A 23,987-nucleotide genomic window follows, 5' to 3' on the forward strand; every position below is an offset into this window, starting at 1 on the left:
CCCTGCTAATGTACGCCGCCGCTGGCCCGGCTGACCGGGTTGTGGCGGACATTGACCTGACTGTCGGCACGACTTGTTTTGAATAAAGCCCAAACGCTGTCCACGCGCTATGACCCCCGTGAGCTCTCTGATGAGGAGTTGGTCGCGCGCTCGCACACGGAGCTGTTTCACGTAACACGCGCGTACGAAGAATTGATGCGCAGATATCAACGCACTTTGTTCAACGTTTGTTCAAGGTATTTAGGGAACGATAGAGATGCGGATGATGTCTGTCAGGAAGTGATGCTCAAGGTGCTGTACGGCCTGAAGAACTTCGAGGGCAAATCGAAGTTCAAGACGTGGCTGTACAGCATCACGTACAACGAGTGCATCACGCAGTATCGGAAGGAACGGCGAAAGCGTCGCTTGATGGACGCATTGAGTCTTGACCCCCTTGAGGAGGCGTCTGAAGAAAAGGCGCCGGCACCCGAGGAGAAGGGCGGACTTGATCGCTGGTTGGTGTATGTGAACCCGATTGACCGGGAAATTCTGGTGCTACGATTTGTCGCAGAGCTGGAATTTCAGGAAATCGCTGACATCATGCACATGGGTTTGAGTGCTACAAAAATGCGTTACAAACGTGCTCTTGATAAATTACGTGAGAAATTTGCGGGCGAGACTGAAACTTAGTGCGTGGCAAATATCTCTTACGTGTAGGCAAGTTCTGTTAGACTTGTCGCCGAGTTGTCCCCCGGTTTGTGGGACTGCTTTACAATCACCAGATGGGGATTTAACGGATGAAACTGAAAAACACCTTGGGCTTGGCCATTGGTTCTCTTATTGCCGCTACTTCTTTCGGCGTTCTGGCACAAGGCCAAGGCGCAGTTGAAGGCGAGCTGTTCTACAAGAAGCAGTACAACGATAGCGTCAAGCACATCGAAGACGGCTTCAATCCTGGCGCTCGCATCGGTTACTTCCTGACCGACGACCTGTCCTTGAACCTGTCCTACGACAAGACCAACCACACCCGTTCGAACGACGGTACTGGTAACCAGAAGATCAAAGGCGATACCGGCAGCCTGGTTGCCCAGTATCACTTCGGTCAAGCTGGCGTAGACAGCCTGCGTCCATACGTAGAAGGCGGTTTCGGTCACCAGAGCCGTACCAACGTTCAGGCTGACGGCCACAGCGGTCGCGACCAGACTACCTTCGCTACCGTTGGTACTGGCGTGAAGTACTACTTCACCAACAACCTGTACGCTCGTGCCGGTGTTGAAGCTGACTACGGTCTGGACAACGGCAAGTGGGACTACTCCGCACTGGTCGGCCTGGGCGTGAACTTCGGCGGTAACGCTGGCGCAGTTGCTCCAGCTCCTACCCCAGCACCAGCTCCAGAGCCAACTCCAGAGCCAGAAGCTCCAGTTGCTCAGGTTGTTCGTGTTGAGCTGGACGTTAAGTTCGACTTCGACAAGTCGGTTGTTAAGCCTAACAGCTACGGCGACGTGAAAAACCTGGCCGACTTCATGGCTCAGTACCCAGCTACCAACGTAGAAGTTGCTGGTCACACTGACTCCGTCGGTCCAGACGCTTACAACCAGAAGCTGTCCCAGCGTCGTGCTGACGCTGTTAAGCAAGTCCTGGTTAAAGACGGCGTTGCTCCTAGCCGCATCACCGCAGTAGGTTACGGCGAATCCCGCCCAGTTGCTGACAACGCAACTGAAGCTGGTCGTGCTGTTAACCGTCGCGTAGAAGCGTCGGTAGAAGCTCAAGCTCAGTAATTACTGAGTGGTAGAAAAAAGCCCGGCTTAGGCCGGGCTTTTTTTCGCCTGGAATTTGCCTCAGGCACTGGCTGCTGCGAGGTATGCGGCCTGTTCGCTGCCGGCGACACGGCCGATCACCAGGATTGCCGGGCTCTTCAAGGCAAATGCCTGTGCATCCTCATGCATACGTGCCAGCTCGCTGCGACATTCGCGTTGCTGGGGTAGCGATGCGTTTTCGATCATCGCCACCGGCATATCCGCCGCCATCCCACCGTCCAGCAATTGCTGGCGGATCTCCTCCAGCTTCGCCACGCCCATGTACACCACCAACGTAGTCCCGCCCTCCGCCAGGGCCCGCCAATTCAGGCGGCTGTCGTCCTGGGTATGCGCCGTGACCAAGGTCACGCCACGACTCACCCCACGCAACGTCAACGGCACCGCGCAATTCGTCGCGCCCGCCAGGCCCGCCGTGATTCCGTTGACCAATTCGACCTCGACGCCCCGATCACGCAGCCACAGGGCTTCTTCACCGCCGCGCCCGAAAATGCACGGGTCACCGCCTTTGAGCCGCACCACGCATTTGCCCTGGCGCACATAGCGCAACATCAGGCGATGGATAAATGCCTGCGGGGTCGATCGGCAGCCACCGCGTTTGCCCACGGTAATCACCCGCGCTCCGACGCCGTGCTCCAGTACCGCCGGGTTGACCAAGTCATCGATCAGTACCACATCGGCTTCGCGCAGGGCCCGCACGGCCTTGAGGGTCAACAGTTCCGGGTCGCCGGGGCCTGCGCCTACCAGCCAGACTTTTGCATTCATAAGGTGTTCCTCGTCCAGGGATGACGTCAGCGGTGAAAAAGTGAGTACAACAGCACCAGGTTGATCAGCATCGACAGCAGTGCCAGGGTGCGCCAGACCTTTAGGGGTTCACGCTCCAGCAAGGGCCTGGGGCGTATGCTCAGTTCCTGGCGATCCGCTTGTTCGAGCACGCGCAGCCACTCTTCGGCGGTTTCATAACGGTGGGCTGGCTGAGCAGCCACGGCCCGTTCCAGGCTGAGAGGCAGCCAATCCGGCAGGTCGGGGCGGTAGCGACTGGCGCTTACCGGGTGGGTAAACCGTGGCCGTTGGAAGGCTTCGATTTCGCCGTAGGGGTAGTGCCCGGTCAGCAGGTAATACAGGCAGACGCCAACACTGTATAAATCCTGCTGGGCCGTAGGGCGGTCGCCACTGAACGCCTCGGGTGCAATAAAGCTTGGCGTGCCCGGCAGCGCATGGGCGTGGTCTTCCGACAGGCCAGGACAGTACGCCAGGCCAAAGTCCAACACGCGCAGTTCGCCGTCGTCCCCCAACAGCAGGTTTTCCGGCTTGATATCGCGGTGCAGGATCTGCCGCCGATGCAGCATGCCCACCGCTCGCAGCAAACGTTCGGCTATCGATTGCCATTGCGCCAGGGGCAGGGGGCCTTGATGCTGGAACAGTTCGGCCAGGGTCTGGCCGGAATATTCCCGCATCACATAGTACAAATGCTGGCGCCCGCTGCCGGAGTGGACTTCAGGAAATGCCCGCCCGGCAACCCGGCGCAGAAACCATTCCTCCGACAGCAAGGCCTGGCCGGCGTCGCTGTCATCGTCGCGGCTCAGCGGCAGGGTTTTCAGCAGCCAGGGCTGCTGCTGGGCATCCCGCACCCGGTACAGCAATGACTGCCGGCTTTGCGCCAAGACGCTTTCCACCTGCCAGCCTTCAAAATGTTGCCCGGCTTTCAAGGGCGGTGGCAGTGGCCATTGCTGCAACTGCACCAGGGCATCGCCGAGGGTCGCCGCGCCGAGGGTATCGACGCGTACCAACAGGGCGCTGGCATTGTCCTGGCTGCCGGCCAGGTGTGCGGCGTTCACCAAGGTGTTTACCGCCCGCTCCAAGTCCGCTTGTTCGCGCAGAATCGCCCGGATGCTGTGATCACCCAACGTTGCCCACACGCCATCACTCAGCAGCAGGAAACATTCGCCTTCGCGCAGTTGGCCGTCGAGAAAATCCAGCACCAAGTGTTGATCCAGGCCAAGGGCGCGCTTGAGCACATGCTGCATGCCCGGCTGTTCCCATACGTGATCCTCCGTGAGGCGCTGCAATTCGCCATCCAGCCAGCGATAGGCCCGGCAATCGCCGACATGCGCCAGGGTAAAGCGCTGGCCGCGAAACACCAGGGCGCTCAAGGTGGTCAGCAAGGGCTGGCCGCCGCCATTGGCTTGCAACCAGCGATTCTGGGCCAGCAGCAAACGTTCCAGGGCCTGGGCCACGCCCCAGGTCTGTGGCGTGGCATAGTAATCCAGGGCCAACGCCTGCAAGGTCGAGCGCGCCGCCAGGCCACCGTCGGCGCACTGGCTCACGCCGTCGGCGATGGCGCACAGGTAGCCTTTGCTCGCCGCCAGTTCGGCCACGGGCGTCACCACTCGCAGCGCGTCCTGGTTTTCCGCCCGTGGGCCGATGGCACTGGCGTGGGCGACGCTCAGTTGCAGGCTCATCAGACCCGTGCAGCCGTCACGGCGGCCGAGCCCCAGGTGGTCCTCCAACGGCGCTTCACGCCATGCAGGCCGAACCAGGCCAACACGCCCAGGCTGGCAAACAGCCAAAGCGCCATCTGATAACTGCCGGTGCTTTGTTTGATCGCCCCCATGCCGGCCGCCAGGGCGAAGCCGCCGATGCCACCGGCCATGCCGATCAGGCCGGTCATCACGCCGATCTCGCGACGGAAACGCTGCGGCACTAATTGGAACACTGCGCCATTGCCGGCACCCAGGCCGAGCATGGTGCAGACGAACAAGGCCAGTGCCGCGTAGGAACTCGGCAAGTTGAAACCCACCGCCGCGATGCAGATCGCCGCCACGCTGTACATGCCCAAGAGGGTACGGATCCCGCCGAAGCGATCTGCCAGGGCGCCGCCCAATGGGCGCATCAGGCTGCCGCCGAACACGCAGGCGGCGGTGTAGTAGCCGGCAGTCACCGGGCTGAGGCCGTACTGGTCATTGAAGTAACCGGGCAGGGCACTTGCCAGGCCGATAAAGCCGCCGAACGTCACACTGTAGAAAAACATGAACCACCAGCTGTCACGGTCGCCCAGGGCTTTGAAGTAGTCAGCCATGGACTTGGCTTTGGGCCGTTCAGGCGCATTGCGCGCGAGCCAGGCAAACACGATCAGGGTCAGCACCAGCGGGATCAAGGCGAAGCCGAAGACGTTGCTCCAACCAAATGCCGCAGCCAGTACCGGCGCCAGCAACGCGGCAAACACCGTACCGGAGTTGCCCGCGCCGGCAATGCCCATGGCCTTGCCCTGATGTTCGGCCGGGTACCATTGGGAGGCCAGCGGCAGTGCAACCGCAAACGATGCGCCGGCCATGCCAAGGAACACGCCCAGCAGCAAGGCTTGCTCGTAACTGTGGATTCCCAGTTTCCAGGCACCGAACAGGGCGCAGATCACTATCACCTGGCCAATCAGGCCGGCGGTCTTGGGCGACAGCTTGTCCGCCAGCATGCCCATCAGGAAACGCAGCACGGCACCCGCGAGGATCGGCGTCGCCACCACCAGGCCGCGCTGTTGGGTGGTCAGGTGCAGGTCGGCAGCAATTTGCACCGCCAAGGGGCCCAACAGGTACCAGACCATGAAGCTCAGGTCGAAATACAGGAACGCGGCAAACAGGGTCGGGGTGTGCCCGGATTTCCAGAAGCTTGATTTCATCACGCACCTCAACGGTTGGGAGTCTTGTAAGAAGGCCTGGTGATGGAACAGCCGGCGAAGGCCGCCCCACCGGCCCCGTCTCCGGGGCCAAAACGAAAAAACGCCGCCACCGGGTTCGCGAGGGCAAACCGGGTGTGCGACGTCTTTGTCGTGGAGGGGCAACCGCCGTTGGCTACCTGTGATGAATCCTTAGCAAGAGCTGCGCCAAATCAGCCCAGCAACTCACTCATGGCGATGATCTGCTCCGCCACCTGGATCAGCTTCTGCTGACGGCTCATGGCTTGGCGGCGCATCAGGGTGTAGGCCTCTTCCTCGTTGCAGTCCTTCATTTTCATCAACATGCCCTTGGCCAGCTCGATACGCTTGCGCTCGGCCAGTTGCTGGTCCCGCGCCTGGAGCTGGGCACGCAAGGCCTGGTCGCTTTCGAAGCGGGCCATGGCCACGTCGAGGATCGGCTGCAGGCGCTGGGCCTGGATGCCTTCGACAATGTAGGCGCTGACGCCAGACTTGATCGCCTGGCGCATCACGTTCGGGTCATGTTCGTCGGTAAACATCACGATGGGGCGGGGTTGGTCGCGGCTGACCAGGACCACTTGCTCCATCACGTCGCGGCCCGGTGACTCGGTATCGATCAGGATGACGTCCGGGCGCACCGTTTCGACGCGCGCGGGCAGGTCGATGGTCAGGCCGGACTCATCGATCACTTCAAAACCGGCCTCGATCAGCGCCGCCCTGAGACGGCCGACCTTGCGCGGGGTGTCGTTGATCAACAGGATTCGCAGCATCGGGAGCCTCCTGTCAGCGCAAGGCATGGCGGTTGGATGGGGCAGCCAGGGCATGCAGGCGGAAGCTGCGCGCGTAGCTGGCGGGGTCGGAGCCGTCCCAGACCTTGCCGTCGATCAGCTGACTGCTGCGCATGTCCTGGCCATTGTCGGTAATACCCAGCACCTCGGCCGCTTGGCGGTAAAGCGCCAGTTGCTGCACCTGGCGGGCCACGCCCAGGTAGTCGGGGTCCTCGCGCAGCAGGCCCCAGCGCCGGAACTGGGTCATGAACCACATGCCGTCGGAGAGATAAGGCAGGTTCACCTCACCATCGGCAAAAAAGCGCAGGGCGTGGGGATCCTGCCACTGGTTGCCCAGGCCATCGTCATAGACCCCCAGCAGGCGCGGCTCGATGCAGTCGAGTGGGGCGTCGAGGTACTCGCGGCCACTGAGCAATTGCGCGGTGGAGCGGCGGTTTTCGCTGCTTTCTTCGATAAACCGGCTGGCCTCCAGAATCGCCATCACCAGCACGCGCGCCGTGTTGGGGTACTGGTCGACAAATGCCTGGGTGCAGCCGAGCACCTTTTCCGGATGGTCGGGCCAGATCGCTTGGGTTGTCGCCAGGGTGAAGCCCTGGTTCTGCTTCACCGCGCTGGCGCACCAGGGTTCGCCGACACAGAAGCCATCGATACGCCCGGCTTGCAGGTGCGCAACCATTTGCGGCGGCGGGACCACCACGCTGTCCACATCCTGCAACGGGTGGATGCCTTGGCTCGCCAGCCAGTAATACAGCCACATCGCATGGGTGCCGGTGGGAAAGGTCTGGGCGAAGGTCAGTTTTGTTCGGCTTTGGTGCACGTGGCGGTCGAGCGCCTCAGGAGTGATCACGCCTTGTTGCTGCAAGCCATGGGACAGGTTGATGCTCTGGCCGTTCTGGTTGAGCCCCATCAGCACGGCCATGTCGGTGGGCGCAACGCCGCCGATGCCCAGGTGCACTGCATAAATCAGCCCGTACAGGCTGTGGGCGGCGTCCAGTTCGCCGCTGACCAGTTTGTCGCGCAGGTTGGCCCAGGACGATTGGCGCTTGAGGTTCAGGGTCAGCCCGTAGGGTTGGGCGAAGCCCTGGGTGGCCGCCACCACCATCGAGGCGCAGTCGCTCAAGGCCATGAAACCCAGGTCAAGGCTGCTCTTTTCCGGCGCATCGCTGCCGTTGACCCAGGCCAGCGGGTCGTTCATTGGGCTGTTGCCTGCCGAATCGTTCATCAACACCTACCTTTTCACTCAAAAAAAAGCGTCGTTCCCTCAGATGGCGATGCAAGCCAGTGCGGGTAACGACGCCTTTGTCCGTAAGCACGCTCCGCCGTTGGCGCGGGCTCTGATACCGAGTTCATAGCAAGGCACATGCCACGGGCGGCGCGGCCGGGCAGCCGTCAACTTTCCATCAAGATTGAAACCGGGCGGCCTTTCAGTATGGCGACACTTTCAATGCCAGACCGCCCAGGAAACCCCACGGTGTATGCCGACGTACCTGCAACGATGCCCCGCCGCCGGTTTTGCCGGTGGTTATGGTTCGCCGCGCTATTTGCCGCGCTGCTGTCGACAGGTGCGCTTGCCTCGGGCAAGCCCTATCCCGCACAGCACGAAAGCCTGCATACCGTATTTACCGCGCTCTCGGAGCCACTGGGCTTGCCCATCATTGTCAGCCAGGCGGTGGCCCGTAAACGTCTCAGCGCCACGCTGGATTTTGCTGCACCGCAACAGGCCCTGGAGCATCTTGCGCGGCAACAGGGGCTGATCTGGTACGGCGACGGGCAAGCGCTTTATGTGTATGACGCTGACGAGGCAAAGAGCTCGGCGGTGACCTTGCGGCATATATCCGTCGATCGACTGCGCAGCCTCATGCGCCGCTCGGGCATCGATGAGTCTCGCCATCCCTTGCGCGAAAGTGGGGGGCGAACATTTTATGTGTCGGGGCCACCCAATTATGTCGACCAGGTACTGCGCCTGGCCCAATTGATGGACCGGCAAAGAGCCGACCTGCGGGTGGGCAAGCAGGCCTTTGCCGTCATGCAAGTGTTCAACACCGATGTAGCTGACCGCGAGTACGGCACGCGCGACAAACCGGTCACCGTACCGGGGATGGCGTCGATGGTTGAGACCCTGCTGGCCAGCGAGCACAAGGGCATGTTGGCCGACAAGCGTGTGGGCGTGATCGCCTACGCGGACAGCAACAGCCTGCTGATCAAGGGCACGTCGGCGCAGGTGAGTTTCATCCAGAAACTGGTAGCGGAACTCGACATACCCAAGCGTCCCATCGAAGTCTCGCTGTGGCTGGTGGATGTGGAGCGCGCTGAACTGAAGAAGCTGGGCCTGGAAGGGGATGGGGAAACCAACGCGTCGTCCACGCGAGTCCTGGAGCCACTGGAGGATAGCCAACTGATGGCCAAGATCGGCGCATTGGAGCGTCGACGGCGAGCGAAGGTGGCGACGTTGCCGGTAATTCTTACTCAGGAGAATGTGCCTGCGGTGTTTCAGGACAACCACACGTTCTATCTGCCCACTCCTGGCAGTGACCGGACTGATTGGAAACCTGTGCGCTATGGCACCGAGGTCAGCGTATTACCGCGATTTGTCGAGGCTAACCAGATCGAGATGCGCCTTGAGGTTGAAGAGGGGCGCCAAGTGAGTGAGGCGGGGCGACGGGAAAAAAACACGGCGGTGGGGCAGATGAACGTCAACAGTGTGGTGCGCTTACCCCAGGGCAGACGGCTATGGCTGGGCGCCTTTCATCGAAAGCGGACGGGGGGCTCGACGCAGGTGCGGCTGTTCGTGATCCAGGCAAAGGCGGTGGGCAGTGAGTTGAATCAGGCGTTCGGGGGCGTAGGGCCACCGCCGTTGACGGCTACGCAATACGAGCGTGTCCGGCGTGCATTTGTTCGGCAGGAGCGCGATGTCTCACAGTGAACAAGGTTTTAACCCATGCATCTGGAAATACTTCTACAGGAACAACTGATCAGCCGCAGGCGCCTGGCGGCCTTTGCCCCAGGGAAGGTCTTACCGTTGGCGCCGCAGGTCATTCACTGCGTGGAGGTTCGGGTTAATGGGCACTTGATGGCCTTGGGCGAGTTGGTGCAATTGGAGGACCGGCTAGGGGTTGAGTTGCATGAGGTGTATGAGGCCTGGCTGCCAGGCGAGGGTGGGTAGTGAAGCGTCCTACATGTGCGTGTCCAAAACCGGTGGAGGTATGGGCTTTTTCCTAGGGTGAGTCGTGAGGCAGGTTCTTATAGTCGTGGCATGGATACCTGAGCCAGTAATGAAAATGAGGACTTCAATGTCAGTAGTCGGATGCCGAGGTAATAATGGCTAGGGTGAGTGAGGGAGGGACGACGACTCCCCTGTTTTTTGCGTGCTGGGCCCTGCATGGTGATGGTCGGCTGACGGGGGCGGGGACTGACGTTCAGCTACCGCCCAAAGAGTGGCAGGTGTTGCGGCTGCTGTTGGTGTCTGGCGGCGTGTTGATGACCAAGGATCGGCTGCTGGAGCAGGCCTGGCCCCAGGGGGAAGTTGCCGAGGAGTCGCTGACTCGCTGTATTTACTCGCTGCGCAAGTACCTGGGAGCCGACAAGGGGTTTATCAAGACGATCTACGGTCGAGGCTACCGCTTTACCTGCCCGGTGCGAAGCGAGGGCCAGGCGCTGGATCGTATGGAACATGTGTGCTCGTCCTGCGGCCAGGTCAGCCACGGCTCGGTGAAACAGGGCTTGGTGAAGCATGGCTAGGTTCTGGAGCAAGGCCCTGGTGTTGAGCGTGGCGATGGCCAGCAATCACGTCATGGCATTTTGCTGGGAGCAGGCTGCCAGCCAACACAATATCGAGCCCGAGTTGCTGCAAGCGATCGCCGCCGTGGAATCGGGCTTCCGTGCGCAGGCGATGAATCACACCAACCGCAATGGCACCCGAGATATCGGCCTGATGCAGATCAACAGCATCCACTTGCCGCGCTTGCTCAAGCAAGGCATAACCGAAGATCGGTTGCTCAATGAGCCCTGCCTGTCGGTTGAGGTGGGCGCGTCGATTCTCGCCGAATTCATCCAGCGCTTTGGCTACAACTGGACGGCGGTGGGTGCCTACAACGCAGGCCCGGGTTCAGGTCCAGAGCGTGAGGCGTTGCGCAGGCAGTATGCCGAGAAAATCTGGGCGTATTACGAGCAGTTGGTAGCGCATCGCTACTGATGATTGAGGTTCACGCCTCGCGCGCTACCCGTGACCCCGGCTATAATCGCCGCCACCTTTCGCCGCCATCCGAGTCTAGCCCGCCCATGTATACCCTGGCCCGCCAGCTGTTGTTCAAACTCTCCCCGGAAACCTCCCACGATCTGTCCCTGGACCTGATCGGTGCCGGTGGCCGCCTGGGGCTCAATGGCCTGGTATGCAAGGCACCGGCAAAAATGCCGGTCTCGGTGATGGGGCTCGATTTCCCCAACCCGGTCGGGCTGGCGGCGGGCCTCGATAAGAACGGCGCGGCCATCGATGGTTTCGCACAGTTGGGTTTCGGCTTTGTCGAAATTGGCACCGTGACCCCACGCCCACAGCCAGGCAACCCCAAGCCGCGTATTTTTCGTCTGCCGGAAGCCGAGGCGATCATCAACCGCATGGGCTTCAACAACCTGGGCGTCGATCACTTGCTGTCGCGGGTTCAAGCCGCGAAGTACAAGGGCATCCTGGGTATCAACATTGGCAAGAACTTCGACACGCCAGTTGAGCGTGCGGTGGATGACTACCTGATCTGCCTGGACAAGGTCTACGCCCACGCCAGCTATGTCACGGTCAACGTCAGCTCGCCCAACACCCCGGGCCTGCGCAGCCTGCAGTTTGGCGACTCCCTCAAGCAACTGCTCGAAGCCTTGCGCCAGCGCCAGGAAGACCTGGCCGTGCGTCATGGCAAGCGCGTGCCGTTGGCGATCAAGATTGCCCCGGACATGAGCGACGAAGAAACCGTGCTTGTGGCCCAGGCCCTGCTGGATTCGGGTATGGACGCGGTGATCGCAACCAACACTACCCTCAGCCGCGCAGGCGTCGAAGGTTTGTCCCATGGCGACGAAGCAGGCGGCCTGTCGGGTGCGCCGGTGCGCGACAAGAGTACCCACATCGTCAAGGTGCTGGCTGCCGAACTGGCCGGGCGTTTGCCGATCATCGCGGTGGGTGGTATCACCGAAGGCAAGCATGCCGCCGAGAAGATTGCTGCGGGTGCCAGCCTGGTGCAGTTGTACTCCGGCTTCATCTACAAGGGGCCGGCGCTGATTCGCCAGTCGGTGGATGCAATCGCCGCACTGCCGAAACGTTAGGCGCTGGCGTGCCGGTGATGGCGTCCGAAAGATCAATCGCCATTGCGAAGGCGCCATCGCCCAGGCAATAAAAAGGGCTCCTCAAAAGGAGCCCCCTGGGCCGAAGCCCGCCGCCCGGATGGGGCGTGCATGGTAAGTCGTTACAAATTCAAAGGTGGTGTCGGAATTAAAAGCCCTTGATTAGCCGACGGCGTGAAGTTCGTTGAGTCTGTGGATGCCCGCAGTGCCAGTCATACCGTCCCAGTTGTCGCCGCGTCCTTCTCGCCAGCCGTTGATCCAGGCTTGGCGCACCGACGGTAGAGTAAATGGGCAAAGCTCACGGGATTTGCCATGAACGCCATATTGATATCCGCGTAAAAATGCTCTTTCCAACGGATCACGCTTAAGTCTTCTCATAGGGTGTTTCCCTCACTTGTTGACTGTCTTGATATCCTTCGGCCTCGTCCGAGGCCGGGCAGAGTTTTTCTGCCGTTGGTGGGCTCGCTGCCGGCGTGGCGAGCCAATGTGTCGGCGTCGTTACGGCGCCAACCTGTGTTGAGTTCTAACCAATAGGTCACATGGATTCAATGATCGTTTTGTCATAAGCACGTAACGATAACGATGCTATAGCCATAAGCTGGGATGGCTTTTAGCCCCATTTATTGGGCAAAGCCAGCTATGATGCACCCTGCAAAGAGGATGGGTTTAATCCTTTAGTGAGAATGTCCGCCCGTTGCAGTCGGTTATTATTCGACGAAGGGTCGAGATATTTCTTTTTGTTGCTGCAAATTCTTTATCTGCCCCGTCAATCAAGGCCCACGGGCTCATTAGACGGGGTGGGACGGCACATTCGTGCCACGCGAGCACTCTTCAAGAAAAGTGCTTGATTGAAAACCGAACCGGCGATGCGTCGCTCGTTCATTTATTGCTGAAAAGCCTGGAATGCCCCATGTCGGACCGTTTTGAACTCTTCCTCACCTGCCCCAAGGGCCTCGAAGGCCTGCTGATCGAGGAAGCCGTCGGGCTTGGCCTTGAGGAAGCCCGCGAGCACACCTCGGCCGTGCGCGGCATGGCCGACATGGAAACCGCCTACCGCCTGTGCCTCTGGTCGCGCCTGGCCAACCGCGTGCTGTTGGTACTCAAGCGTTTCCCGATGAAGGACGCCGAAGACCTCTACCACGGCGTATTGGATATCGAGTGGGCAGACCACATGGTGCCCGACGGCAGCCTGGCCGTTGAGTTCAGCGGCCACGGCTCGGGCATCGACAACACCCACTTCGGCGCGCTGAAGGTCAAGGACGCAATCGTCGACAAACTGCGCACCCCGACCGGCGAACGCCCGTCCATCGACAAGATCAACCCGGACCTGCGCATTCACCTGCGCCTGGACCGTGGCGAAGCCATCCTGTCCCTCGACCTGTCCGGCCACAGCCTGCACCAGCGCGGTTATCGCCTGCAGCAGGGCGCGGCACCGTTGAAGGAAAACCTGGCGGCCGCGATCCTGATCCGTTCCGGTTGGCCACGTATCGCCGCTGAGGGCGGTGCGCTGAGTGACCCGATGTGCGGTGTGGGTACCTTCCTGGTCGAAGGCGCGATGATCGCCGCCGACATGGCGCCGAACCTGAATCGCGAACTGTGGGGTTTTACCACCTGGCTCGGTCACGTCCCGGCGCTGTGGAAGAAACTGCACGCGGAGGCTGCTGAACGTGCCGCCATTGGCATGAACAAGTCTCCGCTGTGGATCCGTGGCTACGAAGCTGACCCACGCCTGATCCAACCCGCGCGCAACAACATCGAACGTGCCGGCCTGAGCCACTGGATCAAGGTGTATCAGGGCGAAGTCGGCACCTTCGAGCCGCGTCCGGACCAGAACCAGAAAGGCCTGGTCATCTGCAACCCGCCGTACGGCGAGCGCCTGGGTGACGAAGCCAGCCTGTTGTACCTCTACCAGAACCTCGGCGAGCGTCTGCGCCAGGCCTGCATGGGCTGGGAAGCGGCGGTGTTTACCGGCGCGCCGGACCTGGGCAAGCGCATGGGCATCCGCAGCCACAAGCAGTATTCGTTCTGGAACGGCGCGTTGCCATGCAAGTTGCTGCTGATCAAGGTCAACCCGGATCAGTTCGTCACCGGCGAGCGTCGTACCCCCGAACAGCGCCAGGCCGAGCGTGAGCAAGCCGCTTACGATCAAGCCCCGGCCGAGCCGCAAGAGCGCCAGTACAACAAGAACGGTAACCCGATCAAACCCGCCCCGGCCCTTGTGGTCGAGCAGGCGCGCTTGAGCGAAGGCGGGCAGATGTTTGCCAACCGCCTGCAGAAGAACCTCAAGCTGCTGGGCAAGTGGGCCAAGCGCGAAGGCGTGGATTGCTACCGCGTGTACGATGCCGACATGCCGGAATACTCCATGGCCATCGACCTGTACCACGACTGGGTCCACGTGCAGGAGTACGCTGCGCCGAAGTCCATCGACCCGGAAAAAGCCTCCGCGCGTATGTTCGATGCGCTGGCAGCCATTCCACAGGCGCTGAACATCGATAAGAGCCGCGTGGTAGTCAAGCGTCGCGAGCGTCAGAGCGGCACCAAGCAGTACGAGCGCCAGAGCGCCCAGGGCAAGTTCACCGAAGTCAGCGAAGGCGGCGTGAAGCTGCTGGTCAACCTCACCGACTACCTGGACACCGGCCTGTTCCTCGACCACCGTCCGATGCGCCTGCGTATCCAGAAGGAGGCCGCCGGCAAGCGCTTCCTCAACCTGTATTGCTACACCGCCACCGCCAGTGTGCACGCGGCCAAGGGCGGCGCGCGCAGCACCACCAGTGTCGACCTGTCCAAGACCTATCTGGACTGGGCGCGTCGCAACTTCTCCCTCAACGGTTTCTCTGACAAGAACCGCCTGGAGCAGGGTGATGTGATGGCGTGGCTGGAGGCCAGCCGCGATGAGTTCGACCTGATCTTCATCGACCCGCCGACCTTCTCCAACTCCAAGCGCATGGAAGGCATCTTCGACGTGCAGCGCGACCACGTGCAGTTGCTCGACCTGGCCATGGCGCGCCTGGCGCCGGGCGGCGTGTTGTACTTCTCGAACAACTTCCGCAAGTTCGCGCTGGAGGACAACCTCAGCGAGCGCTATGTGGTCGAGGAAATCAGCGACAAGACCATCGACCCGGATTTCGCGCGTAATGCGAAGATCCACCGGGCGTGGAAAATCACCGCGCGCTGATCGCTGCCACTAAAAGAGCCGCAAGCCTGGATTATTCCGGGCTTGCGGCTTTTTTGCGCTGGTCAAATTCAAGGCCCGTGGCTATAACTTAAGGCCTAGCCAAAGTGACACCCCCCGCACGCTGGCGTTGTGAGTGTTGCCTATGCCGTTGCAAGCCGTTCGCCCGAAAATCCTAGGCTTTATCAGTGAGCAGGCGTCGGCTTGGCTGGTGGCATTGGTGGTGTTACTGGCAGGTTTTGCCTTGACGGCAATCGTTGCATGGGCAGCCTCCGACCTCTATCAGCAACAGGTGCGCCAACGCTTCCAGTTGTTGGTCAACGAGCGTTATACCCGCCTGCAGGAACGCTTCGAAGACCAGGAGCAGCGCCTGAACAGCTTGCGGCGTTTCTTCGTCAATTCCGATGAGGTGTCCCGCGAGGAGTTCGACGGCTTTGCCCAGCCCTTGTTGTTGCGCGCCCGCGCTTATTCCTGGGCGCCACGGGTGTACCGCGAGCAGCGCAGCCAATTTGAACAAGCGGTGGCCGAACAGCGCGGCACTCCCTTTGTTATCCGTGAGCTGAATTCGGCCGGCGAGTTGGCCCCAGCGCCCGAGCGCGATGAATACGTGCCGGTGCTGTACAGCCAGACCCAGAGCCTGCTGGGCGCACCGCTGGGCTTCGATCTGTTGGCCCAGCCGCTGCGGCGTTCAGCGCTTGAGCGCGCGCAGAACACCGGTAAGCTCGCGGTCTCCCAGCCGATGCAATTGGTCGGGGTAGAGCCGGCCTATGCCACCGGGGTGCTATTGGTCGCGCCGGTGAGCCATCTGCCCACTTCCGAGCAGTCCCAGAATGAGCCCTATGGTTTTGTGATGGCGGTGATCAGCATGCGCCAGTTGGTGGCCGATGGTTTGCCCAAGCCGGACCGGGACAACCTGGTGATGCAGATTGTCGACACCTCTGACCTGCAGAATCGCGTGCTTTTCGAATCCAGCAATGAGGTGGGCAGCAGTGACCTTGTCGGCGCGCGCCGCCTCACGTTGGGTGACCGTGTGTATGCGCTGAAATTGCGCCCAAGCCAGGTGTTCGACCAGGCCAACCACTCTTCGCTGTCCACGGTCCTGACCATGGGTGGCCTGCTCAGCCTGTTGCTCAGCGCCTTGCTCTATGTGCTGGTGAGCCAGCGCCAACGTGCGTTGAAACTGGTTGAGCAGCGCACGGCGCAATTGCGTCTGCGCGAGCAGGAATTGCGCGGTGCTCATGGCCAATTGCGCAGCGTGCTGAATGCCGCGACCCAGGTCGCGATCATCGCCACCGACCTGCGCGGTGTCATCAACACCTTCAACGCCGGTGCCGAGCAGATGCTGGGTTTCAGGGCCGAGCAGGTAGTGGGCACCCACACCCTGGAAAGCCTGCACCTGGCGCCGGAACTGGAAGCCCGCTCCGCCAGCCTGAGCGTGGCCTTGGGCAAGCGCATCCCGGCGAGCCAGGCCATGCTGGTTGAAAGCCCTGACACCCTGCACGAAGCCCGTGAGTGGACCCTGGTTCGCGAGGACGGCAGCCAACTGACCGTGAACATGCTGGCCACGGTGTTGCTGGACGACCATGGACTGTGGATCGGCCACCTGGCGATCTACCTGGACGTCACCGAACAAAAGCGTGCCTACGAGGCCCTGGCAGCCCGGGACCGCCTGCTCAAGAAACTCAGCGCCCACGTGCCCGGAGGGATCTTCCAGTTCACCCTGGAGCCCCGGGACAACTGGAAATTCATCTACGCCAGCGACGGCATGCGCGATATCTATGAGATCGAGCCCTGTGTGCTGCAGCAGGATGCAAAGAAGGTCTTCGAGCGTATCCACCCGCTGGACGCGGAGCGGGTGCGCGCCTCGATTCGCTTGTCGGCGTTGCAGTTGAGCCATTGGCGCGAGGAATACCGCGTGCTGTTGCCACAACGGGGCCTGCGCTGGATTCGTGGCGAGGCGACGCCGGAAGAGTTACCCGCGGGCGGCACGTTGTGGCATGGCTACGTGTCGGATATTTCCGATCTCAAGCGGGTGGAAGAGGAGCTGCGTGCACTCTCGATCACCGATGCCCTGACCGGGATCCACAACCGCCGCTACTTCCAGGATCGTCTCAAGGCCGAGATGGTGCGGCTCAACCGCACCTCGGGGGCTTTGTCGGTGATCATGCTTGATATCGATCACTTCAAGCGCATCAACGACCAGCATGGGCATGCGGTGGGCGATGGGGTGTTGCAGGAGCTCTGCAAGCGCATCAGCCAGCGCCTGCGCCGTACCGATGTGTTCTGCCGCCTGGGCGGTGAGGAATTCATGGTGCTGTGCCCCCACACCGATGGCGATCAGGCCTACCGCCTGGCGATGGAATTGTGGGAGTCGCTGCGCAGTGCGCCGATGGAGCCGGTCGGCGTAGTCACCGCCAGCTTTGGCGTGGCCAGTTGGCGCGTGGATGAAGACGTCGACGGGCTGTTGCTGCGCGCTGACTCGGCGGTGTACGTGGCCAAGCAGGCGGGCAGGGACCGGGTGGAGGCCGAAAGACTGCGTGCCTGATCAACCCCGTAGGAGCTGGCTTGCCGGTGATGAGGACCGAATGTTCAGTGGTGCTCTTTCGGACGTCATCGCCGGCAAGCCGGCTCCTACAGGGTACAGATTCAGAGGACGGGAGCGGCCGCCACTGCCTTCGGCTGACGATACAAGTCCAGCAGCACCTGATCCAGCACCGACGAAGCACCCCATGGCTTCGGATCGTTGAGGATTGCCACCACGGCCCAGGTATTGCCGTTGTTGTCGCGGCTGAACCCGGCGATGGCGCGTACGGTGTTCAAGGTGCCTGTCTTGACGTGGGCTTCGCCGCGCATGGCAGTGGTCTTCAGGCGTTTGCGCATGGTGCCGTCGGTGCCGGCGATCGGCATCGAGCTGATGTATTCGGCGGCGTAAGGGCTTTTCCATGCGGCTTGCAGCATGGCCGCCATTTCACGGGCGCTGACGCGTTCGGCACGCGACAGGCCGGAGCCGTTTTCCATCACCAGGTGCGGCGCGGTAATGCCTTTTTTCGCCAGCCACTGGCGCACCACACGTTGCGCCGCCTTGGCATCATCGCCGTCGGCATCGTTGCGGAACTGCGCGCCCAGGCTCAGGAACAGTTGCTGGGCCATGGTGTTGTTACTGTATTTGTTGATGTCGCGGATGATTTCCGCCAGGTCCGGTGAGAACGCCCGGGCCAGCACCTTGGCATCCTTGGGCACGGGTGCCTGGATGTCACGGCCCTGGATGGTACCGCCCAGTTCCTGCCAGATCGCCCGCACGGCGCCGGCGGTGTAGGTGGCGTGATCGAGCAAGGACAGATAAGTCTGCGAGCTGCAGCCATCGGCCAACTGACCGCTGACCGTCACTGTCACGCTGCCATCGGCGGCGGTCACCGGGTTATAGCGCACATCGCCAGTGCACTGCTTGGCGTTGGACACCTTGACCTGATTGTCGATGCGGATGCTCGCAATCGGCGGCTCGACCGACACCAGCACCCGGCCGGAGTCATTGCGGGTGACGAAACGCAGCGCCTTGAGGTTGACCAGCAGCGCGTCCGGCTTGACCAGGAAGGGCTTGTTCTCGTCGTTGCCATCGTCGTTGAATTCCGGCAACACCGGTTGGTTGAAGAAACTGCGGTCCAGCACCAGGTCGCCGGTGACTTGCTGTACACCGTTGGCGCGCAGGTCGCGCATCAGCAGCCAGAGTTTTTCCATGTTCAGCTTGGGGTCGCCGCCGCCCTTGAGGTACAGGTTGCCGTGCAACACGCCTGCGCTGAGGGTGCCGTCGGTGTAGAACTCGGTTTTCCACTGGTGGTTGGGGCCGAGCATTTCCAGGGCCGCATAGGTGGTGACCAGCTTCATGGTCGAGGCCGGGTTCACTGAGACATCGGCGTTGAAAACGGTCGGTGTACCGGGGCCGTTCAGGGGAATCATCACCAGGGACAGCGCGGTGTTTTGCAGCTTGGCTTTGGCGAGTGCCTGCTGAACGTTCGGTGGCAGGGTATTGTTGACGGGGGCAGCGGAGGTGGAAAAGGCCAGCGGAAGGAGAAGACCGGCGAGCAAGACGGAACGCAAAGATTTGATCATAAGAAGTAAAACCCTACTGCTGAGGAGGGTGAAAAAGGCGAGGGGTAAATAAGAAAAATCCCTCAATAGTCATGAAAGTGTCGGCATTATGCCCCAAGGTTGATCCACTTGTAGCTGAACGATAGCTGGTATTGCGCGTTTTTTTTAGCGCCATTGTGCCGCCTGTCCCAGAGAGTCGGGCAATTGCCGCCTTAAACTGCTAAAGTGCCGCCCGTTATTACTTATGAGGATTGTTCCAATGGCGACTAACCGTTCCCAGCGTCTGCGCAAAAAACTGTGCGTTGATGAATTTCAAGAGCTGGGTTTCGAACTGAACCTGGACTTCAAAGAAGGCCTGAGTGAAGAAGCTATCGACGCTTTCCTCGAAGCATTCATCAAAGAAGCCATGGAAGCCAACGGTCTGGGCTATGTCGGCGGCGATGACTACGGTCTGGTTTGCCTGCAGAAGCGCGGCTCGGTCTCCGAAGAGCAGCGTGCTGCTGTTGAAGCCTGGCTGAAAACCCGTTCCGAGCTGACCAAGGCTGAAGTCAGCCCGCTGCTGGACGTGTGGTATCCGGAAAAGCCGATCAACGCGGCTAAGTGATACTGAAAAAAACGGCGACCTGAAGGTCGCCGTTTTTTTATGCCTTGCGCCAATTCAGAATCAGCAGCGTCAACACCCCCGCCACAATTCCCCAGAACGCCGAGCCGATGGAAAACAGCGTCAAGCCAGACGCCGTGACCATAAAGGTGATCAGCGCCGCTTCACGTTCCTTCGGCTCAGTCATGGCGATGCTCAGGCCATTGATGATCGAGCCAAACAGTGCCAATGCCGCAATCGACAGCACCAGTTCCTTGGGCAAGGCTGCGAACAACGCCGCCAAGGTCGCACCGAACACCCCGGCAATCCCGTAGAACACTCCGCACCACACGGCGGCGGTGTAGCGTTTGTTCCGGTCTTCATGAGCATGGGGCCCGGTGCAGATGGCCGCGCTGATCGCCGCCAGGTTGATGCCGTGGGAGCCGAAGGGTGACAGCACCAATGAGGCCAGGCCGGTGGCGGTGATCAGCGGCGAGGCGGGTACGTTGTAACCGTCGGCCCTGAGCACGGCGACGCCGGGCATGTTCTGGGATGTCATCGCCACGACGAACAGCGGGATGCCGATGCTGATGGTGGCAGCCAGCGAGAAGTGCGGCGTGGTCCACACCGGCGTCGCCACTTCCAGGTGAAAACCGCTGAAGTCCAGCAGCCCCATCAATCCGGACAACACGGTGCCGATCACCAATGCCGCCAGCACTGCATAACGCGGCGACAGGCGCTTGATCACCAGATACGTGAAGAACATCCCCAGTACCAGCCCGGTGCGATGCTGCGCGGCGACGAAGATCTCGCTGCCGATCTTGAACAGAATCCCTGCCAGCAAAGCGGCCGCCAGCGAGGCCGGGATGCGCTTGACCAGTTTTTCAAAGCTGCCGGTCAACCCGCAAATTGTCACAAGGACGGCGCAGGTGATGTAGGCACCGATGGCCTCGCCATAACTCACACCGCCCAGGCTGGTGATCAGCAGCGCGGCGCCTGGCGTCGACCAGGCAATGGTGATGGGGGTGCGATAGCGCAGCGACAGGCCAATACTGCACACCGCCATGCCGATGGAAATCGCCCAGATCCATGAAGAAATCTGCGCCGTGGTCAAACCGGCGGCTTGCCCGGCCTGAAACATCAGGACCAGGGAGCTGGTGTAGCCGGTCATCATGGCGATGAAGCCGGCGACAACGGCCGACGCAGACGTGTCGGCCAGTGGGCGCATTGGCGCTTGGGTGGCGTCGTTCATGGAAGGTGTTCCTTTTACCTGGGTGTTTGCCGTTGTCGGCACGGATTCAAGCCTAAACTTAAACGTAACGACTCATTGCAATACAGCCGACGGCGCAAACAGCCGTACAGTGTGTTGGCGCATTGGGTTGTGTACAATGTGCCCTGATTTTAGGTGATACTTGCCAGCGACACGCTGTTGCCGTATTACCGTTAATTCGCCGCCGTTCTCCATACCCGAGTGCCCATGAACGAACAGTTGCAACCTCTCAAGAAACAACCGCGTGCCGGCAAGGCTGGTCGCAGCGGAACCCAGGACGATATCGTCTATGCGCATATCTTCGAGGCGATCCTCGAACAACGCCTGGCACCCGGTACCAAGTTGAGTGAAGAGGCACTGGGCGAAATCTTTGGCGTGAGCCGCACCATCATTCGCCGTGCCCTGTCGCGCCTGGCCCATGAAGGCGTGGTGCTGCTGCGGCCCAATCGCGGTGCGGTGGTGGCCAGCCCGAGTGTCGAGGAAGCACGCCAGGTGTTCCTCGCGCGGCGTCTGGTGGAGCGGGCGATCACTGAATTGGCGGTGCAGCACGCCACGGCCGAACAGTTGGCCGAGCTGCGCCAGATGGTCAATGATGAGCGCGACAGCTTCTCCCGTGGCGATCGCGGTGCGGGCATCCGCCTCTCTGGCGAGTTCCACCTCAAGCTGGCCGAAGCGGCGAAGAACGCCCCGCTCATCAGCTTCCAGCGCAGCCTGGTATCCCAGACTTCATTGATCATCGCCCAGTACGAAAGCGGCAACCGCTCGCACTGTTCCTACGATGAGCACACCCAGTTGATCGACGCGATCGAAGCACGGGACGCGGCGCTGGCGGTGAACCTGATGATGCATCACATGGACCATATCGACAGCAAGCTCAACCTCGATGAAGAGAGCGCGTCGGATGATTTGCATGCGGTGTTCTCGCATTTGTTGCAGACCAAGAAGCCGGGGCGTTCCTCAATAAAGCTGTAGTTTCCCTGATTCACCGGGGACAAAAATGTGGGAGCGGGCTTGCTCGCGAATGCGGTGGATCAGTCAATACATCTGTTGACTGACACTGCGCATTCGCGAGCAAGCCCGCTCCCACATTTGGTTTTGTTGTGTGGCTGAAATTAGCGCTGGTGCACCAGTTGGCCGGCCGCATAGGTCTGCAACACCGTCCGGTCATCCCCCAGCGTCATCAGCACAAACAACGTCTCGGCAATGTTCTTCGCCTGCTTCAAGCGATAGCTCAGCAGCGGCGTGGCGTTGTAGTCCAGCACCAGGAAGTCCGCGTCCGTACCCGGTTGCAGGGTGCCGATCTTGTCTTCAAGGCGCAGCGCCCGCGCACCGCCCAGGGTGGCCAGGTACAGCGATTTGAACGGGCTCAACCGCGCGCCCTGCAATTGCATGACCTTGTACGCTTCGTTCAGGGTTTGCAGCAGTGAGAAACTGGTGCCGCCGCCTACGTCGGTGCCCAGGCCGACGTTCAGCTTGTGCTTCTCGGCCATCGGCAGGTTGAACAAGCCGCTGCCGAGGAAGAAGTTCGAGGTCGGGCAGAACGCGACCGCCGAACCCGTCTCTGCCAACCGTGCGCACTCGTCATCACACAGGTGCACGCCATGGGCAAACACCGAGCGCTCGCCCAGCAATTTGTAGTGGTCGTACACATCCAGGTAGCCCTTGCGCTCCGGAAACAGCTCCTTCACCCACTCGACTTCCTGCTTGTTCTCGCTGATGTGCGTTTGCATGTACAGGTCGGGGTATTCGCCCAGCAGTTGCCCGGCCAGCGCCAGTTGCTCGGGTGTGCTGGTCGGTGCAAAACGTGGCGTGACCGCGTAGTGCAGGCGACCCTTGCCGTGCCAGCGTTCGATCAGCGCCTTGCTTTCCTGGTAGCCGGATTCGGCGGTGTCGGTCAGGTAGTCCGGCGCATTGCAGTCCATCATCACCTTGCCGGCGATCATGCGCAGGTCGAGTTTCTCGGCGGCTTCAAAGAACGCATTCACCGACTGCGGGTGCACGCTGCCAAACACCAGCGCGGTGGTGGTGCCATTGCGCAGCAGTTCCTTGATGAAAATATCCGCGACTTCTTCGGCGTGGGCCTTGTCGGCGAACTGGCTCTCGCACGGGAAGGTGTAGGTGTTGAGCCAGTCGAGCAACTGCTCGCCATAGGCGCCGACCATGCCGGTTTGCGGCAGGTGGATGTGGGTGTCGATCAGGCCGGGCGTGATCAGCGCGTCCTGGTAGTGGGTGATTTCGATGTCGGCGGGCAGGGTTGGCAGCAAATCGCTGGCATGGCCAAGGGCACTGATCTGACTGTTTTCGATCACCAGCAGGCCGTCTTCGAAATATTCGTAGGAGGCTTCTATCCCTACTTCAGCAGGGTCGGCGATGCTGTGCAGAAGGGCGGCACGGTAGGCTTTGCGAGTCAAAGGCATGGTGATCTCAATTCAAATGGCTTGGCTGCGACGTGAAGCCGGCAGCAGTTTGGCAATAGGTTCGGCGCTGGCGGTGTGCTGGCCGAAATTGGCGTTATAGGTGGCGATGATTTCCCCGGCGATGGAGATGGCGATCTCCACCGGCAACTTGCCCTTCACTTCGGTGAGGCCCATGGGGCAGCGCATGCGTTGCAACTGCGCGGCATCGAAACCGCGATCACGCAGGCGGTGTTCGAACTTGACGCGTTTGGTCTTCGAGCCGATCAGGCCGAAGTAGACGAAGTCATTGCGTTTGAGCAGGGCGGCAGTCAGTTCCAGGTCCAGCGCGTGATTGTGGGTCATGACGATGCAGTAACTGCCCACCGGCAAGTCGGCAATTTCGTCGACCGGCTCTTCGCTGACGATTTTACGCACGCCCTGGGGGATATGTTCCGGAAACTCCTGGTCACGGGAATCGATCCAGCGCACCCGGCACGGCAGGCTCGCCAGCAACGGCACCAGCGCACGGCCGACATGCCCGGCGCCAAACACCGCGATCTGTGCCTGCACCTGGCCCATGGGCTCGAACAGCAACACCGTCACGCCGCCACAGCACTGGCCCAGGCTTGCGCCGAGGCTGAAGCGCTCCAGATGGGTGTTTTGCTGGCCACGCACAAGCATGTCGCGGGCGATCTGCATCGCCTTGTATTCCAGGTGCCCGCCGCCGATGGTGTCGAAGGTCTGGGCGGCGCTGATCACCATCTTCGAACCGGCATTGCGCGGCGTGGAGCCGAGCTCTTCGATGATGGTCACCAGCACGCAGGGTTCACCCCGGTTTTGCAGGTCGGCGAGGGCGCTGATCCAGTTGTTCATAGTCACCTCTTGTGGTGTC

General features: G+C 61.0%; 21 protein-coding genes. 11 read left to right on the plus strand and 10 right to left on the minus strand.

Annotated elements, in window-relative coordinates; genetic code table 11:
- Positions 1-78: 78 nt before the first annotated feature.
- Together sigX and CWC48_RS18350 are read left to right on the plus strand one after the other, a co-directional pair.
- Entirely contained in the window at positions 79-669 is a 591-nt protein-coding gene (gene sigX / locus CWC48_RS18345; RefSeq protein WP_010208495.1) for an RNA polymerase sigma factor SigX, read from the plus strand.
- Between the two features lie 107 nt (positions 670-776).
- The gene (locus tag CWC48_RS18350; protein ID WP_010208496.1) at positions 777-1,757 is read left to right on the plus strand and encodes an OmpA family protein; all 981 of its coding nucleotides are present in this window, start codon (positions 777-779) and stop codon (positions 1,755-1,757) included.
- Positions 1,758-1,817: 60 nt separating this feature from the next.
- Here the strand turns inward: CWC48_RS18350 and cobA are convergent, their stop codons facing one another.
- The 5 genes from cobA to CWC48_RS18375 all read right to left on the minus strand — a co-directional run bounded on the left by cobA (position 1,818) and on the right by CWC48_RS18375 (position 7,491).
- Positions 1,818-2,558 (minus strand): uroporphyrinogen-III C-methyltransferase, encoded by a 741-nt coding sequence (gene cobA / locus CWC48_RS18355; protein ID WP_078049747.1) that lies wholly within the window; start codon positions 2,556-2,558, stop codon positions 1,818-1,820.
- A 26-nt stretch (positions 2,559-2,584) separates the two neighbouring features.
- On the minus strand, positions 2,585-4,255 hold the full coding sequence (locus CWC48_RS18360) for a bifunctional protein-serine/threonine kinase/phosphatase (RefSeq protein WP_100492532.1): 1,671 nt from the start codon (positions 4,253-4,255) through the stop codon (positions 2,585-2,587).
- A complete protein-coding gene (locus CWC48_RS18365) occupies positions 4,255-5,466 on the minus strand; it encodes a NarK/NasA family nitrate transporter (RefSeq protein WP_034108223.1) in 1,212 nt (403 codons plus the stop codon). Before CWC48_RS18365 ends, CWC48_RS18360 begins: the two co-directional genes overlap by 1 nt.
- A gap of 209 nt (positions 5,467-5,675) precedes the next feature.
- A complete protein-coding gene (locus CWC48_RS18370; protein WP_015885342.1) occupies positions 5,676-6,251 on the minus strand; it encodes an ANTAR domain-containing response regulator in 576 nt (191 codons plus the stop codon).
- 13 nt (positions 6,252-6,264) lie between these two features.
- Positions 6,265-7,491, minus strand: a complete 1,227-nt coding sequence (locus CWC48_RS18375) for a CmpA/NrtA family ABC transporter substrate-binding protein (protein ID WP_252992870.1) — start codon at positions 7,489-7,491, stop codon at positions 6,265-6,267.
- 273 nt (positions 7,492-7,764) lie between these two features.
- Here CWC48_RS18375 and sctC point away from each other — a divergent pair, with 273 nt between their 5' ends.
- From sctC to CWC48_RS18400, 5 genes are all read left to right on the plus strand, one after another.
- The gene (gene sctC / locus CWC48_RS18380) at positions 7,765-9,192 is read left to right on the plus strand and encodes a type III secretion system outer membrane ring subunit SctC (protein ID WP_100492334.1); all 1,428 of its coding nucleotides are present in this window, start codon (positions 7,765-7,767) and stop codon (positions 9,190-9,192) included.
- A gap of 15 nt (positions 9,193-9,207) precedes the next feature.
- Positions 9,208-9,432, plus strand: coding sequence for a FliM/FliN family flagellar motor switch protein (locus CWC48_RS18385; RefSeq protein ID WP_099493606.1), 225 nt, complete (start codon positions 9,208-9,210; stop codon positions 9,430-9,432).
- 155 nt (positions 9,433-9,587) lie between these two features.
- A complete protein-coding gene (locus CWC48_RS18390; protein ID WP_078049743.1) occupies positions 9,588-10,007 on the plus strand; it encodes a winged helix-turn-helix domain-containing protein in 420 nt (139 codons plus the stop codon).
- A complete protein-coding gene (locus tag CWC48_RS18395) occupies positions 10,000-10,461 on the plus strand; it encodes a transglycosylase SLT domain-containing protein (protein ID WP_100492335.1) in 462 nt (153 codons plus the stop codon). The genes CWC48_RS18390 and CWC48_RS18395 overlap by 8 nt, the downstream gene beginning before the upstream one ends.
- An 86-nt stretch (positions 10,462-10,547) precedes the next feature.
- On the plus strand, positions 10,548-11,573 hold the full coding sequence (locus CWC48_RS18400; protein WP_100492336.1) for a quinone-dependent dihydroorotate dehydrogenase: 1,026 nt from the start codon (positions 10,548-10,550) through the stop codon (positions 11,571-11,573).
- Between the two features lie 180 nt (positions 11,574-11,753).
- On the opposite strand, the gene rmf is transcribed toward CWC48_RS18400, so the two are convergent.
- Positions 11,754-11,969 (minus strand): ribosome modulation factor, encoded by a 216-nt coding sequence (rmf, locus tag CWC48_RS18405; RefSeq protein WP_002553055.1) that lies wholly within the window; start codon positions 11,967-11,969, stop codon positions 11,754-11,756.
- A 532-nt stretch (positions 11,970-12,501) separates the two neighbouring features.
- Here rmf and rlmKL point away from each other — a divergent pair.
- Both rlmKL and CWC48_RS18415 read left to right on the plus strand, forming a co-directional pair.
- A complete protein-coding gene (gene rlmKL / locus CWC48_RS18410; RefSeq protein ID WP_100492337.1) occupies positions 12,502-14,766 on the plus strand; it encodes a bifunctional 23S rRNA (guanine(2069)-N(7))-methyltransferase RlmK/23S rRNA (guanine(2445)-N(2))-methyltransferase RlmL in 2,265 nt (754 codons plus the stop codon).
- 142 nt (positions 14,767-14,908) lie between these two features.
- Positions 14,909-17,308 carry a GGDEF domain-containing protein gene (locus tag CWC48_RS18415; protein ID WP_100492338.1) on the plus strand — a complete coding sequence of 800 codons (2,400 nt, stop codon included), beginning with the start codon at positions 14,909-14,911 and terminating at the stop codon, positions 17,306-17,308.
- 101 nt (positions 17,309-17,409) lie between these two features.
- On the opposite strand, the gene dacB is transcribed toward CWC48_RS18415, so the two are convergent.
- The gene (gene dacB / locus CWC48_RS18420; protein WP_099493602.1) at positions 17,410-18,870 is read right to left on the minus strand and encodes a D-alanyl-D-alanine carboxypeptidase/D-alanyl-D-alanine-endopeptidase; all 1,461 of its coding nucleotides are present in this window, start codon (positions 18,868-18,870) and stop codon (positions 17,410-17,412) included.
- Positions 18,871-19,108: 238 nt separating this feature from the next.
- On the opposite strand from dacB, the gene CWC48_RS18425 reads away from it, so the two are divergent.
- Positions 19,109-19,453 (plus strand): YggL family protein, encoded by a 345-nt coding sequence (locus CWC48_RS18425; protein WP_010208515.1) that lies wholly within the window; start codon positions 19,109-19,111, stop codon positions 19,451-19,453.
- A 37-nt stretch (positions 19,454-19,490) separates the two neighbouring features.
- Here the strand turns inward: CWC48_RS18425 and CWC48_RS18430 are convergent, their stop codons facing one another.
- Positions 19,491-20,681 carry a benzoate/H(+) symporter BenE family transporter gene (locus tag CWC48_RS18430; protein ID WP_100492339.1) on the minus strand — a complete coding sequence of 397 codons (1,191 nt, stop codon included), beginning with the start codon at positions 20,679-20,681 and terminating at the stop codon, positions 19,491-19,493.
- Positions 20,682-20,906: 225 nt separating this feature from the next.
- Between CWC48_RS18430 and CWC48_RS18435 the strand changes: the two genes are divergently transcribed.
- Positions 20,907-21,671, plus strand: a complete 765-nt coding sequence (locus tag CWC48_RS18435) for a GntR family transcriptional regulator (RefSeq protein ID WP_015885332.1) — start codon at positions 20,907-20,909, stop codon at positions 21,669-21,671.
- A 140-nt stretch (positions 21,672-21,811) separates the two neighbouring features.
- Here the strand turns inward: CWC48_RS18435 and guaD are convergent, their stop codons facing one another.
- Complete coding sequence (guaD, locus tag CWC48_RS18440; RefSeq protein ID WP_100492340.1) at positions 21,812-23,116, minus strand: guanine deaminase; 1,305 nt, start codon at positions 23,114-23,116, stop codon at positions 21,812-21,814.
- Between the two features lie 12 nt (positions 23,117-23,128).
- Positions 23,129-23,968, minus strand: coding sequence for a xanthine dehydrogenase accessory protein XdhC (gene xdhC, locus CWC48_RS18445; RefSeq protein ID WP_100492341.1), 840 nt, complete (start codon positions 23,966-23,968; stop codon positions 23,129-23,131).
- Between the last annotated feature and the right edge of the window lie 19 nt (positions 23,969-23,987).

This window comes from Pseudomonas sp. S10E 269 (genome assembly GCF_002798465.1).
Taxonomy (GTDB): domain Bacteria; phylum Pseudomonadota; class Gammaproteobacteria; order Pseudomonadales; family Pseudomonadaceae; genus Aquipseudomonas; species Aquipseudomonas pergaminensis.

Coding starts and splice junctions, on each gene's coding strand:
- CWC48_RS18350 (WP_010208496.1), top strand. CDS start 777: ATGAAACTGAAAAACACCTTGGGCTTGGCCATTGGTTCTCTTATTGCC.
- cobA (WP_078049747.1), bottom strand. CDS start 2,558: ATGAATGCAAAAGTCTGGCTGGTAGGCGCAGGCCCCGGCGACCCGGAA.
- CWC48_RS18360 (WP_100492532.1), bottom strand. CDS start 4,255: ATGAGCCTGCAACTGAGCGTCGCCCACGCCAGTGCCATCGGCCCACGG.
- CWC48_RS18365 (WP_034108223.1), bottom strand. CDS start 5,466: ATGAAATCAAGCTTCTGGAAATCCGGGCACACCCCGACCCTGTTTGCC.
- CWC48_RS18370 (WP_015885342.1), bottom strand. CDS start 6,251: ATGCTGCGAATCCTGTTGATCAACGACACCCCGCGCAAGGTCGGCCGT.
- CWC48_RS18375 (WP_252992870.1), bottom strand. CDS start 7,491: ATGAACGATTCGGCAGGCAACAGCCCAATGAACGACCCGCTGGCCTGG.
- sctC (WP_100492334.1), top strand. CDS start 7,765: ATGCCCCGCCGCCGGTTTTGCCGGTGGTTATGGTTCGCCGCGCTATTT.
- CWC48_RS18385 (WP_099493606.1), top strand. CDS start 9,208: ATGCATCTGGAAATACTTCTACAGGAACAACTGATCAGCCGCAGGCGC.
- CWC48_RS18390 (WP_078049743.1), top strand. CDS start 9,588: ATGGCTAGGGTGAGTGAGGGAGGGACGACGACTCCCCTGTTTTTTGCG.
- CWC48_RS18395 (WP_100492335.1), top strand. CDS start 10,000: ATGGCTAGGTTCTGGAGCAAGGCCCTGGTGTTGAGCGTGGCGATGGCC.
- CWC48_RS18400 (WP_100492336.1), top strand. CDS start 10,548: ATGTATACCCTGGCCCGCCAGCTGTTGTTCAAACTCTCCCCGGAAACC.
- rmf (WP_002553055.1), bottom strand. CDS start 11,969: ATGAGAAGACTTAAGCGTGATCCGTTGGAAAGAGCATTTTTACGCGGA.
- rlmKL (WP_100492337.1), top strand. CDS start 12,502: ATGTCGGACCGTTTTGAACTCTTCCTCACCTGCCCCAAGGGCCTCGAA.
- CWC48_RS18415 (WP_100492338.1), top strand. CDS start 14,909: ATGCCGTTGCAAGCCGTTCGCCCGAAAATCCTAGGCTTTATCAGTGAG.
- dacB (WP_099493602.1), bottom strand. CDS start 18,870: ATGATCAAATCTTTGCGTTCCGTCTTGCTCGCCGGTCTTCTCCTTCCG.
- CWC48_RS18425 (WP_010208515.1), top strand. CDS start 19,109: ATGGCGACTAACCGTTCCCAGCGTCTGCGCAAAAAACTGTGCGTTGAT.
- CWC48_RS18430 (WP_100492339.1), bottom strand. CDS start 20,681: ATGAACGACGCCACCCAAGCGCCAATGCGCCCACTGGCCGACACGTCT.
- CWC48_RS18435 (WP_015885332.1), top strand. CDS start 20,907: ATGAACGAACAGTTGCAACCTCTCAAGAAACAACCGCGTGCCGGCAAG.
- guaD (WP_100492340.1), bottom strand. CDS start 23,116: ATGCCTTTGACTCGCAAAGCCTACCGTGCCGCCCTTCTGCACAGCATC.
- xdhC (WP_100492341.1), bottom strand. CDS start 23,968: ATGAACAACTGGATCAGCGCCCTCGCCGACCTGCAAAACCGGGGTGAA.